This window comes from Stenotrophomonas sp. S4, assembly GCF_054187805.2.
Map to the genome: position 1 here is coordinate 1976974 of NZ_CM196188.1, position 15220 is coordinate 1992193.

Here is a 15220-nt window from a genome sequence, read left to right on the forward strand (position 1 = left end):
GCCGACCAGCGGCGTGAAGACACCATGACCTTTGGGATATGGTGTTGCCGTGAAGTGGTGCATTACTTTGCTACCACACCTGTCCACGCATCCTCCAGGGATCTGACGATGTCGCACCCAACCTTCCTGTCCGGCCGTCGCAGCGGAATCTGCGCTGCCGCACTGCTGATCTCCACCTCCCTGCTGCTGGGCGGTTGCGCCGCAGGGCCCAATTCCGAAGCCAAGGCTGCCGAGACCAAGGAGGAGAAGAAGGTCGACGCCGTCCCGGTCGAAGTCGCGGTGGCCAGCCATCGTGCCGTCGCGGCCAGCTACACCGGTACTGCGGCGCTGGAGCCACGCGCCGAGTCGCAGGTGGTCGCCAAGACCTCCGGCGTAGCCCTGGCGGTGCTGGTCGAGGAAGGGCAGCGGGTCACCGCCGGCCAGCCGCTGGTGCGGTTGGACCCGGACCGCGCGCGCCTGGCCGTGGCACAGAGCGAAGCGCAGATGCGCAAGCTGGAAAACAACTACCAGCGCGCACAGAAGCTGGTTGGCCAGCAGATGGTCAGCGCCGCCGATGTCGACCAGCTGCGCTACGACCTGGAAAACGTCCGCGCGCAGTACCGCCTGGCCACGCTGGAGCTGTCCTACACCACGGTGGTGGCGCCGATCTCCGGCGTGATCGCTTCGCGCTCGATCAAGACCGGCAACTTCGTGCAGATCAACACGCCGATCTTCCGCATCGTCGACAACTCGCGGCTGGAAGCCACCCTCAACGTACCCGAGCGCGAGCTGGCCACCCTGCGCGCCGGCCAGCCGGTGACGCTGGCGGCCGATGCGCTGCCGGGGCAGAGTTTCACCGGCACCGTCGATCGCATCGCGCCGGTGGTGGATTCGGGCAGCGGCACGTTTCGCGTGGTCAGCGCCTTCGACGGCGCCGCACACGCGCTGCAGCCCGGCATGTTCGGTCGCATCCGCATCGACTACGACCAGCGTGCCGATGCGCTGGTCGTACCGCGCCTGGCGTTGCTCGACGACGGTGAGCCGGCGGTGTTCCGCGTGCGCGAAGGCAAGGTCGCACGCGTTCCGGTCAAGCTGGGTTACGCCGAGGGCCCGTGGGTGGAGATCCGTGATGGCCTGGCGGCCGGTGATCAGGTGGTCACCGCCGGCAAGGTCGCCCTGCGCGACGGCACCACGGTGCAGGTGATTGCCGACCCGAAGGCGAAGACGGTCGCTGCGGCCGCCAAGCCGGCAGACAAGGCCGGGAGCAAGCAATGACCGCGCCGGGCCACGACCACGGTGCCTCGCCGGCGAGCGACGGCGCCGCCGCCAGCATGCGCGGCGGCCTGGTGGAATTCGCCACCCGCCGCCGCGTGACCATCGCCATGTGCACGGTCACGCTGCTGCTGTTCGGCCTGATCGCGCTGGGCAACCTCAAGGTCAACCTGCTGCCCGACCTGAGCTATCCGACGCTGACCGTGCGCACCGAATACACCGGTGCAGCGCCGACTGAAATCGAAACCCTGATCACCCAGCCGGTCGAAGAGGCGGTTGGCGTGGTCAAGAACCTGCGCAAGCTGAAGTCGGTCTCGCGCACCGGCCAGAGCGATGTGGTGCTGGAATTCGCCTGGGGCACCAACATGGACCAGGCCAGCCTGGAGGTGCGCGACAAGATGGAAGCGCTGAACCTGCCGCTGGAGGCCAAGGCCCCGGTGCTGCTGCGCTTCAATCCGTCCACCGAGCCGATCATGCGCCTGGTGTTGTCGAACAAGGCGGCGCCGACCAGCGATGCCGATGCGGTGCGCGAGCTGACCGGCCTGCGCCGCTATGCCGATGAAGACCTGAAGAAGAAACTGGAGCCGGTCACTGGCGTGGCAGCAGTGAAGGTCGGCGGTGGCCTGGAGGACGAGATCCAGGTCGACATCGACCAGCAGAAGCTGGCCCAGCTGAACCTGCCGATCGACACCGTCATCAAGCGCCTGAAGGACGAGAACATCAATATTTCCGGTGGCCGCCTGGAGGAGGGTTCGCAGCGCTTCCTGGTGCGTACCGTCAATCAGTTCGCCGACCTGGAGGAAATCCGCAACCTGCTGGTGACCACCCAGGCCGCCAATGGCAGCGCGGCGGATTCGGCGCTGCAGCAGATGTTCAACATCGCCGCGTCGACCGGTTCGGCGGCCGCCATCGCGGCGGCGTCGGCGGCACAGAGCGCATCGTCCGGTGGTGGCTCCAGCGTGGTTGCCAACGGCGTGCCGGTGCGCCTGAAGGACGTGGCCACGGTGCGCCAGGGCTACAAGGAGCGTGAAGCGATCATCCGCCTGGGCGGCAAGGAATCGGTCGAGCTGGCCATCTACAAGGAAGGCGACGCCAACACCGTGTCCACCGCCGAAGCGCTGCGCAAGCGCCTGGAGCAGATCAAGGGCACGTTCCCGTCGGACGTCGAGCTGACAACCATCGAGGACCAGTCGCGCTTCATCGAGCACGCCATCGCCGACGTCAAGAAGGATGCCGTGATCGGTGGCCTGCTGGCGATCCTGATCATCTTCCTGTTCCTGCGCGATGGCTGGAGCACGTTCGTGATCAGCCTGTCGTTGCCGGTCTCGATCATCGCCACGTTCTTCTTCATGGGCCAGCTCGGCCTCAGCTTGAACGTGATGTCGCTGGGTGGCCTGGCATTGGCCACCGGCCTGGTCGTGGATGACTCGATCGTGGTGCTGGAGAGCATCGCCAAGGCCCGCGAGCGTGGCCTGGGCATCCTGCAGGCGGCGATTGCCGGCACCCGCGAAGTGAGCATGGCCGTGGTCGCCTCGACCCTGACCACCATCGCGGTGTTCCTGCCGCTGGTGTTCGTCGACGGCATCGCCGGGCAGTTGTTCCGCGACCAGGCGCTGACCGTCGCGATCGCCATCGCGATCTCGCTGCTGGTGTCGATGACCCTGATCCCGATGTTGAGCTCGCTGAAGGGACGGCCGCCGCTGGCGTTCCCGGAAGAAGCGCCGAACGCAGCGTGGCAGCCGCAGAAGCGCTGGCAGAAGCCGGTGGCGCTGGGTCGCCGTGGCGTGGTCGCCAGCGTGCGCTGGAGCTTCTATGCGCTGGCCTGGCTGGTGGTGCGCCTGTGGCGCGGCGTGGTCGCGGTGATCGGCCCGGTGATGCGCAAGGCCAGCGACCTGGCGATGAAGCCCTATGCCGGCGCCGAGCGTGGCTACCTGCGCCTGCTGCCGAGTGCGCTCGCGCATCCGGGCAAGGTGCTGGGCGTGGCCGCCATCATTTTCGTAGCGACCATGGCGCTGGTGCCGATGCTTGGTGCGGACCTGATCCCGCAGCTGGCGCAGGACCGTTTCGAAATGACGGTGAAGCTGCCGGCCGGCACGCCGCTCAAGCAGACCGATGCGCTGGTGCGCGAGCTGCAGCTGGCACACGGCAAGGGCGAAGGCGTGGCCTCGCTGTATGGCGTAAGCGGCAGCGGCACCCGGCTGGATGCCAGCCCGACCGAAAGCGGTGAGAACATCGGCAAGCTGACCGTGGTGATGGAAGGCGGCGGCAATGCGCACACGGAAGCGGCGATCACCGAGCGCCTGCGCGGTACCATGAGCCAGCACCCGGGTGCCCAGGTCGACTTCGCGCGGCCGGCATTGTTCAGTTTCTCCACGCCGCTGGAAATCGAGCTGCGCGGGCAGGACATGGCCACCCTGGAAGTGGCCGGCCAGCGCCTGGCAGCGATGCTGCGCGGCAATGCCCACTACGCCGACGTGAAGTCGACGGTGGAAGAGGGCTTCCCGGAAATCCAGATCCGCTTCGACCAGGAGCGTGCCGGTGCGCTGGGCCTGACCACCCGCCAGATCGCCGACGTGGTGGTGAAGAAGGTGCGCGGCGACGTCGCCACCCGCTACAGCTTCCGCGACCGCAAGATCGACGTGCTGGTGCGTGCGCAGGAAGGCGACCGCGCCAGCGTGGAGAGCATCCGCCGGCTGATCGTCAACCCGGGCAGCACCCGCCCGGTCACGTTGGACGCGGTAGCCGACGTGGTCGCCACCACTGGCCCCAGCGAGATCCACCGGGCCGACCAGACCCGGGTGGCGGTGGTGTCGGCCAACCTGCGCGACATCGACCTCGGCGCGGCCATGCGTGAAGTGCAGCAGATGGTGGCCGAGCAGCCGCTGGGCGCGGGCGTCGGCCTGCATATCGGCGGCCAGGGCGAAGAGCTGGCGCAGGCGGCGAAGTCGCTGATCTTCGCCTTCGGCCTGGCGATCTTCCTGGTCTACCTGGTGATGGCCTCGCAGTTCGAATCGCTGCTGCACCCGTTCGTGATCCTGTTCACCATCCCGCTGGCGCTGGTCGGCGCGATCCTGGCGCTGATGCTGACCGGCAAGCCCATCTCGGTGGTGGTGTTCATCGGCCTGATCCTGCTGGTCGGCCTGGTGACCAAGAACGCGATCATCCTGATCGACAAGGTCAACCAGCTGCGCGAGGCCGGCGTGGCCAAGCACGAGGCACTGGTGGAAGGTGCGCGCTCGCGCCTGCGGCCGATCATCATGACCACCCTGTGCACGCTGTTCGGCTTCCTGCCGCTGGCGGTGGCAATGGGCGAGGGCGCCGAGGTGCGTGCACCGATGGCGATCACCGTGATCGGTGGCCTGCTGGTGTCGACGCTGCTGACCCTGCTGGTGATCCCGGTGGTGTACGACCTGATGGATCGTCGCGGCGACGCCTACTACCGTGAGCGCGGCCGCAAGCACGCCGGTGAGGGCCTGCACGACGACGAGGGCGGCACGGCGGGTGTGGAGGAACCGGCATGAGTGTTGCCGAGTTCTCCATCCGCCGCCCGGTCACCACCATCATGTGCTTCGTGTCGCTGGTGGTGATCGGCCTGATCGCTTCGTTCCGGCTGCCGCTGGAGGCGCTGCCGGACATCTCCGCGCCGTTCCTGTTCGTGCAGATTCCGTACACCGGCTCGACCCCGGAAGAAGTGGAACGGACCATCATCCGCCCGGTCGAGGAATCGCTGGCGACGATGACCGGCATCAAGCGCATGCGCTCGTCGGCCACCTCCGAGGCGGCGCTGATCTACATCGAGTTCAGCGACTGGGACCGCGACATCGCCATTGCCGCGTCCGACGCGCGCGAGCGTATCGACGCGATCCGCAGCGACCTGCCCGACGACCTGCAGCGCTACAACGTGTTCAAGTGGTCCAGCAGTGACCAGCCCGTGTTGAAGGTGCGCCTGGCCAGCACCACCGACCTGACCACCGCCTATGACATGCTCGACCGTGAGTTCAAGCGGCGCATCGAGCGCATCCCGGGTGTGGCAAGGGTCGACATCACCGGTGCGCCGCCGAACGAGGTCGAGATCGCCATCGATCCGAACCGGCTCAACGCGCATGGGTTGAGCATCAACGAGCTGAGCGAGCGCCTGCGCACGCTGAATTTCTCGATCTCGGCCGGGCAGATCGACGACAACGGCCAGCGCGTGCGCGTGCAGCCGGTGGGCGAGATCACCGACCTGCAGGAAATGCGCGACCTGGTGATCAACGCCAAGGGCCTGCGCCTGGGCGATATCGCCGATGTCCGCCTGAAGCCGGCGAGGATGAACTACGGGCGCCGCCTGGACGGCAACCCGGCGGTGGGCCTGGATATCTTCAAGGAGCGCAGTGCCAACCTGGTGGACGTCTCGCGTGCGGCGCTGGCCGAAGTCGAGGCGATCCGCGCGCAGCCGTCCATGCGCGACGTGCAGATCAAGGTGATCGACAACCAGGGCAAGGCGGTGACGTCCTCGCTGCTGGAGCTGGCCGAGGCCGGCGCGGTTGGCCTGATCCTGTCGATCACGGTGCTGTTCTTCTTCCTGCGCCATTGGCCGTCGACGCTGATGGTGACCCTGGCCATTCCGATCTGCTTCACCATCACCCTCGGCTTCATGTACTTCGTCGGGGTGACACTGAACATCCTGACCATGATGGGCCTGCTGCTGGCGGTGGGCATGCTGGTCGACAATGCCGTGGTGGTGGTGGAGAGCATCTACCAGGAGCGCGAGCGCATGCCGGGGCAGCCACGGCTGGCCTCGATCATCGGCACCCGCAACGTGGCCATCGCGCTCAGCGCCGGTACGCTGTGCCACTGCATCGTGTTCGTGCCGAACCTGTTCGGCGAGACCAACAACATCAGCATTTTCATGGCGCAGATCGCGATCACCATCTCGGTCTCGCTGCTGGCCTCGTGGCTGGTGGCGGTCAGCCTGATCCCGATGCTGTCCGCACGCATGGCCACGCCCAAGCTGGTGCACTCGCAGACCGGCCTGATCGCGCGCCTGCAGCGGCGCTACGCGCAGCTGCTGGACTGGTCGCTGCATCACCGCGGTTGGAGCCTGTTCGGCATCCTGCTGGTGGTGCTGGTCAGCCTGGTGCCGATGAAGCTGACCAAGATCGACATGTTCGGTGGCGAGGGTGGCAAGGACATCTTCATCGGCTACATGTGGAAGGGTGCCTACACCTACCGCCAGATGTCCGAGGAAGTGGCGCGGGTGGAGAACTGGATCGACCAGAACCGCGAACGCCTGCACGTGAAGCAGGTGTACTCCTGGTACAGCGAGCAGGAAGGCAGCTCCACGGTCGTCACCCTGGACAAAAAGTACGCCAAGGACATCAAGGCGCTGCAGGAGGAACTGCGCAAGGGCCTGCCGAAGTCGGCCCGCACCGATTACTTCGTCGGCAACCAGGGCGGCGATGGCGGCGGCAGCAACCAGGGCGTGCAGGTGCAGCTGGTGGGTGATTCCAGCTCGATGCTGCAGGAGATCGGCCAGGAAGTGGTGCCGTTGCTGGCGCAGCGTGCCGAACTGCGCGACGTGCGCATCGACAACGGCGAGAAGGGCGGCGAGCTGAAGGTGCGTGTCGACCGCGAGCGCGCCGCGGCATTCGGCTTCAACGCCGAGCAGGTGGCCAGCTTCGTCGGGTTGGCGCTGCGCGGCGCACCGATGCGCGAGTTCCGCCGCGGTGACAATGAAGTGCCGGTGTGGGTGCGCTTCGCCGGCGCCGAGCAGAGTAGCCCGGAAGACCTGGCCGGTTTCAGCGTGCGCACCGGCGATGGCCGCAGCGTGCCGCTGCTGAGTCTGGTCACCGTGGACGTCGGTTCGTCGGCCACCCAGATCGGACGCACCAACCGCCAGACCACGCTGACCATCAAGGCCAACCTGGCCGAGAAGGTCACCGCACCGGACGGGCGCAAGGCGATCGAAGCCGTGCTCAAGCCGATGAACTTCCCGGCTGGTTATGGTTTCACCTTCGACGGTGGCGACTACGGCAATGATGACGAAGCCATGCAGCAGATGGTGTTCAACCTGCTGATCGCGCTGGTGATGATCTACGTGGTGATGGCGGCGGTGTTCGAGTCGCTGCTGTTCCCGGCGGCGATCATGAGCGGCGTGCTGTTCTCGATCTTCGGCGTGTTCTGGCTGTTCTGGATCACCGGTACCTCGTTCGGGATCATGTCCTTCATCGGCATCCTGGTGCTGATGGGCGTGGTGGTGAACAACGGAATCGTGATGATCGAGCACATCAACAACCTGCGGCGCAGCGGCATGGGCCGCACCCAGGCGTTGGTGGAAGGCTCACGCGAACGCCTGCGCCCGATCATGATGACCATGGGCACGGCAATCCTGGCGATGATCCCGATCTCGCTGACCGATACGCAGATGTTCGGCAATGGCCCGGAGTATTCGCCGATGGCGCGTGCGATTGCCGGCGGCCTGGCGTTCTCGACGGTGGTCAGCCTGCTGTTCCTGCCGACGATCTACGCGGTGCTCGATGACCTGCGCACTGCCGTGACGCGGCTGATCCGCCGTGCGCGCGGCCTGGAAATGGTAGCGCCGGGCGCTGCCCGGCTGTAATGCGCGACAACGTGTTGTGGTGTGGGGGAGGCCGGTCGTAGTGGGGCGGCCTCCCCTTTTTTTTCGCCGGGCCATGCCCGGGGGGACCATCAGCCCGCCACCTTGCCCCAGACCTTGAACGTGGTCAGCCACAGGCCCAGCATGCTGCCCAGGTTGGTCAGCATGAAGGTCAGCACCACGCGGGTGACACGGTTGCGGTACCAGCCCTTCAGGCTCTGCGCATCGTCGCGCAGCTTCAGGAAGTCCTCATACGCTGGCTTGCGCAGCCGCGCTTCCACCAGTGCTGAGAACGCGCCGGTCGGGATGCTCAGGCGGAACGGCTTGAACGGGGCCACCGCGATCGCGGTGAGGATGCTCAGGGGATGGCCGCCGGCCAGCAGGCAGCCCAGGCCCGCCAGGCCGCCGGTATACATCGCCCAGGTTGCCAGCAGTTCGGTGCCCACGCCCAGGCCGCCGCGGTAGAAGCCCACGCCGATGCCGGTCGCTACGATCGCCAGGATGCCTAGCGTGAACCACGGAATGTTGCGCTTCTTCGGCACCGCCTCCAGCTCGGCACGCAGCGGCGCCGGCGCCTCGGTGTCGGTTTCCAGGTAGCGGGCCAGCCCGGCCAGGTGACCGGCACCGACCACCGCCAACACCTCACGCTGCTGCGGATCGTGTTCTTCGCGCAGGCGCGTGGCCATGTAGCGGTCACGCTCGCCGATGATGGTCTCGTACAGCGCCGGGCTCTCGCTGGCGAACTCGCCGAAGCTCGATTCCAGCATGTCGCCCTGCTTGAGCTTCTCGATCTCGTTCTCGCCCACTTCCTCGGACGAGAACAGGCCGGCGCCAAGCCCGGCGACCAGCTTCAGCTTGCCGAAGAACCCCAGCCGCTGCGAGGCACGGCGGAAGGTCAGGCCGACCTCGCGGTCGATCAGGTGCACGGGCAGGTTGCGCTCGCGCGCCAGTTCCACCGCACGCTTCAGTTCGGCACCGGGCTCGATGTCGAGCTGCTCGGCCAGGCGGCGCTGGTAGGCGGACAGAGCCAGGTTGGCGGCGAACAGGGCGACGCGGCCCTTGCGGATCACCTCGACCAGGTCGAGCTTGGCCAGTGTGTCCGGGTCGCTCAGCGCCTGCAGGCGCTGCGGATCCAGCTCGACGGCCACCGCATCGAAGCGGCCGCTGTCGATGGCCTTTTCAACGGCCTCGACGCTGGCGCGTGAGACGTGGGCGGTGCCCAGCAGGGTGTAACGCACGCCGTCGCGTTCGACGACGCGCACCGGCTGGCCGGCGAACAGGTCGTCGCCGGTTTCGGGAAGGGTTTCAGTCATGGGTTCATTCATTGGAAGGTGCGGTGTCGGCGCCATCGCCGAGCGCGCGCTGCATCTGCACGGTATCCAGCCAGCGGCCGTGCTTGCGGCCAAGGCCACGGAACACGCCCACCAGCTCGAAGCCGAAGCGTTCGTGCAGCTTGATCGACGCGGTGTTGGTCGGTTCGCCGATCACCGCCACCATCTGCCGGTAGCCACGCGTCACGCAGGCATCAATCAAGGCCTGCAGCAGGCCAGTGCCGACGCCTTTGCCTTGGAATGCGGCATCGACGTAGACCGAGTTCTCCACGGTCCACTGGTAGGCGACGCGGGTGCGGTAGGTATTGGCGTAGGCATAGCCGGCGACCTGGCCGTCGATCTCGGCGACCAGGTAGGGGAAGCCGCGATCGACGATGTCGCGCATGCGGCGCAGCATCTCGGTCGCGTCCGGGATGTCGTACTCGTAGGTGTTGACGAAGTCGGTCACTTCCACCGCATAGATCGCGGTGATCGCGTCGATGTCGGCCGGGCCGGCATCACGGATGAGGACGGCCATGCGCGGGCTCCGGCTCAGTCGATGTAGCGCTCGAGCAGGTCGCCGTAGGCATCGATGCGGCGATCACGCAGGAACGGCCAGATGCGGCGCACATGCTCGCTGCGCTGCAGGTCGACGTCGCACAGCAGCACGGTGGCGTCGGTGCCGGCCTCGGCCAGGAATTCGCCCTGCGGGCCCAGCACGTGGCTGTTGCCCCAGAACTGGATGCCCGACGCGCCCAGCGGCGAGGCTTCGTGGCCGACGCGGTTGCAGCTCAGCACCGGCAGGCCGTTGGCCACGGCGTGGCCACGGTGGCTCAGCACCCAGGCGTCGCGCTGGCGGGTCTTCTCGTCCTGCACATCGTCCGGGTCCCAGCCGATCGCGGTCGGGTACAGCAGCAGTTCGGCACCGGCCAGCGCCATCAGGCGTGCCGCTTCCGGGTACCACTGGTCCCAGCACACCAGCACGCCAAGGCGGCCCACCGACGTATCGATCGGCGTGAAGCCGATGTCGCCCGGGGTGAAGTAGAACTTCTCGTAGAAGCCCGGATCATCCGGGATGTGCATCTTGCGGTACTTGCCGAGCAGGGTACCGTCCTTCTCGAACACCACGGCGGTGTTGTGGTACAGGCCGGCAGCGCGGCGCTCGAACAGCGAGCCGACCAGCACCACGCCATGCTTCTTCGCCAGCGCGCCCAGGCGCTCGGTGCTCGGGCCCGGAATCGGCTCGGCCAGGTCGAACTCGTCCACCGACTCGTGCTGGCAGAAGTACGGGCCGTTGTGCAGTTCCTGCAGCAGCACCAGCTTGGCACCCTGGGCAGCCGCCTCGGCCACGCGTGCTTCGATCACCGCCAGGTTGGCGGCGGCATCACCGTGGTTGCGCTCCTGGATCAGGGCGACGGTAAGGGGGCTGCGCGAGTTCATGCGGGGCGTTCCTGCGGGGGAAAACCTGCATGTTAGCGCGGATGGACGGCGACGGCGTGTTGCGCGCTGAATGGGTGCTGGTAGTGCCGGCCGCTGGCCGGCAATCCCGTGGATCCATCAGGCATTGCATGGTTGCCGGCCAGCGGCCGGCACTACCGCTTACGCCTTCAACAGCCCGGCCGGCAGCTGCATGGTGATGCAGTGCAGGCTGCCGTTCTGCCAGATCAGCGAGCGGCAGGGTACCTGCACGATCTCGCGGCCCGGGTGTGCCTGGGCCAGTACATCGCGGGCCAGGTCGTCGGCCGGGTCGCCGTAGGCCGGCATCAGCACCGCGCCATTGACGATCAGGTAGTTGGCGTACGACGCAGCCAGCCGGCGGCCTTCGTCGATCACCGGCTGCGCCCACGGCAGCGGGAACAGGCGGTACGGCTGGCCATCCTTGGTGCGCAGCGCGGCCAGCTCATTGCCCATCGCCTGCAGTTCGGCGTAGTGCGAGTCGCTCTCGTCGTCGCAGGCCTGGTAGACGATGCTGTCAGCCGAGGCGAAGCGGGCGAGGGTATCGATGTGGGCGTCGGTGTCGTCGCCTTCCAGGTAGCCGTGGTCCAGCCACAGCACGCGGTCCTGCTGCAGCCAGTCGGCCAGGTCGGCGCTCAGGCTGGCGCGGTCGCGGTCCGGGTGGCGCTCGTGCAGGCACTTCCAGGTGGTCAGCAGGGTGCCTTCGCCGTCGGTCTCGATGCCGCCGCCTTCCAGCGCGAACGGAATGCTGCGCACCGGTGCGTCATTGAACACGCCGGCCTGGTCGAGCACGCCCACCAGCTGGTCATCCAGGGTGGCATCGAACTTGCCGCCCCAGCCGGTGAAGCGGAAATCCAGCAGCTGGAAACCGCCGTCGGCACGGCGCAGGGTGATCGGGCCGGAGTCGCGCAGCCAGGTATCGTCGTAGGCCGCCGTGGTGAAGTGGACCTTGTCCATGTCGATGCGGTTGGAACGCAGCCGCATCTCCGCATAGGTCTCCACATCATCGTCGGCCACGCAGATCAGCACCGGCTGGAAGCGGGTGATGGCCGCGACCAGGGCGATGTAGGTCTCTTCCACCTGGCCCAGGCGGTCGGCCCAGTCGGTGTCGGCGGTGGGCCAGGCAATCAGGACGCCGCTCTGGGCTTCCCACTCGGCAGGAAAACGAAGGGTCTGGTTCATGGTCTCGCTACACAGGCCCGCCCACGGCGGGTAAAGGGATCAACGGATCGGTGGTTTCGGGCCGATTTCGTTCGGGTCCGCCTGGTTGGCCACCACGTTGATCACCTTCTGCTTCTCGAAGTAGACGGTGAACTGCGGGTACACCCAGCGGTTGATGGTCGGCCACTGCCGCTTCTGCCCGCCACGCGGCTGCAGCTGCTCGTTGGGCGCGCCGAACTGCGCCTGCACCTGCTGCATGCTCTGGCCGCGCACGGGCACGGCACCGGCCGGCTTCTCGCGGGCACGATCGACAAGCAGGGTATCGGCCAGTGCCGGTGTGGCGGCGGCCAGGGTGGCCATCATGGCCAGGGCGGACAGGTAACGCTTCATCTCGATCTACTCCCCAGTGGTCAAGAAAGGCGATTACAGCAAAAACGGCAGGAAAAAGCCGCATAAACAAAAAACCGCCCGAAGGCGGTTTCTTGCATCGGGTCGGCCCCGCGTAGGGCCAGCCGCAGCCGGAAGGCTGTGAGGCTTAGCGCTGACGCGCCTTGAAACGCGGGTTCGACTTGCAGATGACGAAGATCTTGCCACGACGACGCACGACCTTGCAGTCACGGTGACGGGCCTTCGCCGACTTCAGGGAGGACAGGACTTTCATGGCATACCTCGGCGTAAACAGTAGTTGTTCGGGTGGAGCGTGGCCGCGATATGCGAAAGACAATCGGCAGTTGACGCTCGTTCAAGCCCGCCATTCTACCGGGCTTTTCCTCATGGTTTCAAGTGGTTGCACAAAAGATCCCGCTGGGGGCGTCTGGCAGGGGCTAGAATGCCCTCTTCACACGCTCTGGGACCCCCATGAATCCACTCGCTCCCGTCCTGACCATCGACGGCCCATCCGGGGCCGGCAAGGGTACCATCAGCCGCATCATCGCGCGCAGGATGGGCTGGCATTACCTGGATTCGGGCGCGCTGTACCGGGCAGTGGGCGTCGCCGCAAGCTGGGCCGACATCGATACCTCCGACGCCTCGGCGCTGGTCCGCTGCACCTTCGACACCCACGTTCAGTTTGTCGAGCAGGGTGATGCCATGCGGGTCATGGTCAACGGCACCGATGCCACCGACGAACTGCGCCTGGAGACCACCGGTGCGCTGGCCTCGGCCATTGCCGCCATTCCGGAGGTCCGGGCTGCCCTGAAGGAGCGCCAGCGCGCATTCAGGGAGCTGCCCGGGCTGGTCGCCGATGGCCGCGACATGGGCACGGTGATCTTCCCGGACGCCTCCTACAAGGTCTTCCTGACCGCCAGTGCCGAGGAGCGCGCCGAGCGCCGGCATAAGCAGTTGAAAGACAAGGGGGTTTCTGTTAACTTTGATGACCTCCTGCGCGAGATCATGGCCCGCGACGCCCGTGATGCTCAGCGTACCGTGGCGCCCCTGAAGCCGGCAGACGATGCTGTCCTCATCGACACCACAGGCATCGGCATCGATGATGTCGTTGCCAGAGTGATGGATCTGCTTCCGGTTCCGGCTGCCTGATCCGTTCGCGCGGGAGCGCTGCCAGCAGCATCGGCGGTGGTCGCGCATAGCAGTGCTGTACCAGCTCCGTCGCGCAATGATGCGTGGCGGTTTTCCTACTACACACGACCTGCTTTTCCGGGGTCGACCAACAGGCGGGCGGTCGCCATTCCCCTGAAGGGGACGCCACCGACCCATGTGTCCAACAGAGTAAATCTAATGACCGAATCATTTGCCGAACTGTTTGAAGCCAGCCAGGCCAACCTGGCCAAGCTGAAGCCGGGCGCCATCGTCAGCGGTACCGTTGTTGAAGTCCGCGGCGACGTCGTGGTGATCAACGCTGGCCTGAAGTCCGAAGGCATCGTGCCGATCGAACAGTTCCGTAACGACGCTGGCGAAATCGACGTCGCCGAAGGCGACATCGTCAAGGTCGCCCTCGACTCGATCGAGAACGGCTTCGGCGAAACCGTCCTGTCGCGCGAGAAGGCCAAGCGCGCGATGGTGTGGGACGAGCTGGAAGAAGCGTTGGAAAAGAACGAAACCATCACCGGCCGCATCAGCGGCAAGGTCAAGGGTGGTTTCACCGTGGACATCAAGGATGTCCGCGCCTTCCTGCCGGGTTCCCTGGTCGATGTGCGCCCGGTGCGCGATCCGGCCTACCTGGAAGGCAAGGAACTCGAGTTCAAGCTCATCAAGCTGGACCGCAAGCGTAACAACGTCGTGGTCTCGCGCCGCGCTGTCGTCGAAAGCGAGCACTCGGAAGAGCGCGAGCAGCTGATGGACAAGCTGCAGGAAGGCGCGATCCTGAAGGGTGTCGTCAAGAACCTGACCGACTACGGCGCATTCGTGGACCTGGGCGGTATCGACGGCCTGCTGCACATCACCGACATGGCGTGGAAGCGCGTGCGTCACCCGTCGGAAGTCGTGAACGTCGGCGACGAGCTGGACGTCCGCGTGCTGAAGTTCGACCGCGAGCGCAATCGCGTTTCGCTGGGCCTGAAGCAGCTGGGCGAGGATCCGTGGGACAACATCGGCCGTCGTTACCCGGCCAACAGCCGCGTCTTCGGCAAGGTCTCCAACGTCACCGATTACGGTGCGTTCGTTGAGATCGAGCCGGGCGTCGAAGGCCTGGTGCACGTCTCCGAGATGGATTGGACCAACAAGAACGTCAACCCGTCCAAGGTTGTCCAGGTTGGTGATGAAGTCGAAGTGATGGTGCTGGACGTCGATGAAGAGCGTCGCCGTATCTCGCTGGGCATGAAGCAGGTTGCCGCCAATCCGTGGGAAACCTTCGCTGCCACCCACAAGAAGGGTGACAAGGTGTCGGGCCAGATCAAGTCGATCACCGACTTCGGCATCTTCATCGGCCTGGACGGCGGCATCGACGGCCTGGTCCACCTGTCCGACATCAGCTGGAACACCACCGGCGAAGACGTCGTTCGCAACTTCAAGAAGGGCGATACCCTGGACGCCGTCGTCCTGGCTGTCGATCCGGAGCGCGAGCGCATCTCCCTGGGCGTGAAGCAGCTGGAGCAGGATCCGTTCGGCCAGTACATGGCTGCCAATCCGAAGGGCTCCAAGGTCGAAGGCGTGGTGAAGGAAGTCGACGCCAAGGGCGCGATCATCGAGCTGGCTGACGGCATCGAAGGTTACGTCTCGGCCCGCGACATCGCCAACGAGCGCGTTGACGACGCCACCCAGCACCTGAAGGTCGGCGACAAGGTCGAAGCCAAGTTCGTGGGCATGGACCGCAAGGGCCGTACCCTGCAGCTGTCGATCAAGGCCAAGGACGACGCGGAAATGCGCGAAGTGCTGGAGGAATACCAGTCCTCTTCGGCTTCCAGCGGCACCACCCAGCTGGGCGCGCTGCTGCGTGCACAGCTGAACGGCAACAAGTCCGAGTAATCGGCCTTACGCTGTTCGTTGTTTC

The 15220-nt window shown here is 66.1% G+C and carries 11 protein-coding genes; 5 read left to right on the plus strand and 6 right to left on the minus strand.

The annotated features are described in order from the left end of the window. The first annotated feature begins 108 nt into the window (after positions 1–108). The 3 genes from ACUZUJ_RS09315 to ACUZUJ_RS09325 are packed head-to-tail and all read left to right on the plus strand — an operon-like array spanning position 109 to position 7852. Positions 109–1254, plus strand: a complete 1146-nt coding sequence (locus tag ACUZUJ_RS09315; protein ID WP_014036886.1) for an efflux RND transporter periplasmic adaptor subunit — start codon at positions 109–111, stop codon at positions 1252–1254. Then, complete coding sequence (locus ACUZUJ_RS09320; protein ID WP_458220902.1) at positions 1251–4772, plus strand: efflux RND transporter permease subunit; 3522 nt, start codon at positions 1251–1253, stop codon at positions 4770–4772. Before ACUZUJ_RS09315 ends, ACUZUJ_RS09320 begins: the two co-directional genes overlap by 4 nt. Beyond that, a complete protein-coding gene (locus ACUZUJ_RS09325; protein ID WP_458220903.1) occupies positions 4769–7852 on the plus strand; it encodes an efflux RND transporter permease subunit in 3084 nt (1027 codons plus the stop codon). Before ACUZUJ_RS09320 ends, ACUZUJ_RS09325 begins: the two co-directional genes overlap by 4 nt. 89 nt (positions 7853–7941) lie before the next feature. On the opposite strand, the gene ACUZUJ_RS09330 is transcribed toward ACUZUJ_RS09325, so the two are convergent. From ACUZUJ_RS09330 to ykgO, 6 genes are all read right to left on the minus strand, one after another. Next, a complete protein-coding gene (locus tag ACUZUJ_RS09330) occupies positions 7942–9162 on the minus strand; it encodes a TraB/GumN family protein (RefSeq protein ID WP_101765314.1) in 1221 nt (406 codons plus the stop codon). A gap of 4 nt (positions 9163–9166) precedes the next feature. Further along, positions 9167–9697: a GNAT family N-acetyltransferase gene (locus ACUZUJ_RS09335; protein WP_049442793.1), complete on the minus strand. Its 531-nt coding sequence runs from the start codon at positions 9695–9697 to the stop codon at positions 9167–9169. Between the two features lie 14 nt (positions 9698–9711). After that, positions 9712–10599: a carbon-nitrogen hydrolase gene (locus ACUZUJ_RS09340; protein ID WP_458220904.1), complete on the minus strand. Its 888-nt coding sequence runs from the start codon at positions 10597–10599 to the stop codon at positions 9712–9714. A 159-nt stretch (positions 10600–10758) separates the two neighbouring features. Continuing rightward, the gene (locus tag ACUZUJ_RS09345; RefSeq protein WP_032130076.1) at positions 10759–11796 is read right to left on the minus strand and encodes an agmatine deiminase family protein; all 1038 of its coding nucleotides are present in this window, start codon (positions 11794–11796) and stop codon (positions 10759–10761) included. A gap of 39 nt (positions 11797–11835) precedes the next feature. Continuing rightward, positions 11836–12138 carry a hypothetical protein gene (locus ACUZUJ_RS09350; protein ID WP_424143753.1) on the minus strand — a complete coding sequence of 101 codons (303 nt, stop codon included), beginning with the start codon at positions 12136–12138 and terminating at the stop codon, positions 11836–11838. A gap of 172 nt (positions 12139–12310) precedes the next feature. Continuing rightward, entirely contained in the window at positions 12311–12436 is a 126-nt protein-coding gene (gene ykgO / locus ACUZUJ_RS09355; protein WP_005409283.1) for a type B 50S ribosomal protein L36, read from the minus strand. Between the two features lie 197 nt (positions 12437–12633). Between ykgO and cmk the strand changes: the two genes are divergently transcribed. Continuing rightward, positions 12634–13311 (plus strand): (d)CMP kinase, encoded by a 678-nt coding sequence (gene cmk / locus ACUZUJ_RS09360; RefSeq protein WP_014036894.1) that lies wholly within the window; start codon positions 12634–12636, stop codon positions 13309–13311. Between the two features lie 198 nt (positions 13312–13509). After that, entirely contained in the window at positions 13510–15195 is a 1686-nt protein-coding gene (gene rpsA / locus ACUZUJ_RS09365; RefSeq protein WP_005416230.1) for a 30S ribosomal protein S1, read from the plus strand. Positions 15196–15220 lie beyond the last annotated feature (25 nt).

Bases quoted from the DNA above. Each gene is read 5' to 3' on its own strand.
- ACUZUJ_RS09315 (WP_014036886.1), top strand. From the start codon at position 109: ATGTCGCACCCAACCTTCCTGTCCGGCCGTCGCAGCGGAATCTGCGCT.
- ACUZUJ_RS09320 (WP_458220902.1), top strand. From the start codon at position 1,251: ATGACCGCGCCGGGCCACGACCACGGTGCCTCGCCGGCGAGCGACGGC.
- ACUZUJ_RS09325 (WP_458220903.1), top strand. From the start codon at position 4,769: ATGAGTGTTGCCGAGTTCTCCATCCGCCGCCCGGTCACCACCATCATG.
- ACUZUJ_RS09330 (WP_101765314.1), bottom strand. From the start codon at position 9,162: ATGACTGAAACCCTTCCCGAAACCGGCGACGACCTGTTCGCCGGCCAG.
- ACUZUJ_RS09335 (WP_049442793.1), bottom strand. From the start codon at position 9,697: ATGGCCGTCCTCATCCGTGATGCCGGCCCGGCCGACATCGACGCGATC.
- ACUZUJ_RS09340 (WP_458220904.1), bottom strand. From the start codon at position 10,599: ATGAACTCGCGCAGCCCCCTTACCGTCGCCCTGATCCAGGAGCGCAAC.
- ACUZUJ_RS09345 (WP_032130076.1), bottom strand. From the start codon at position 11,796: ATGAACCAGACCCTTCGTTTTCCTGCCGAGTGGGAAGCCCAGAGCGGC.
- ACUZUJ_RS09350 (WP_424143753.1), bottom strand. From the start codon at position 12,138: ATGATGGCCACCCTGGCCGCCGCCACACCGGCACTGGCCGATACCCTG.
- ykgO (WP_005409283.1), bottom strand. From the start codon at position 12,436: ATGAAAGTCCTGTCCTCCCTGAAGTCGGCGAAGGCCCGTCACCGTGAC.
- cmk (WP_014036894.1), top strand. From the start codon at position 12,634: ATGAATCCACTCGCTCCCGTCCTGACCATCGACGGCCCATCCGGGGCC.
- rpsA (WP_005416230.1), top strand. From the start codon at position 13,510: ATGACCGAATCATTTGCCGAACTGTTTGAAGCCAGCCAGGCCAACCTG.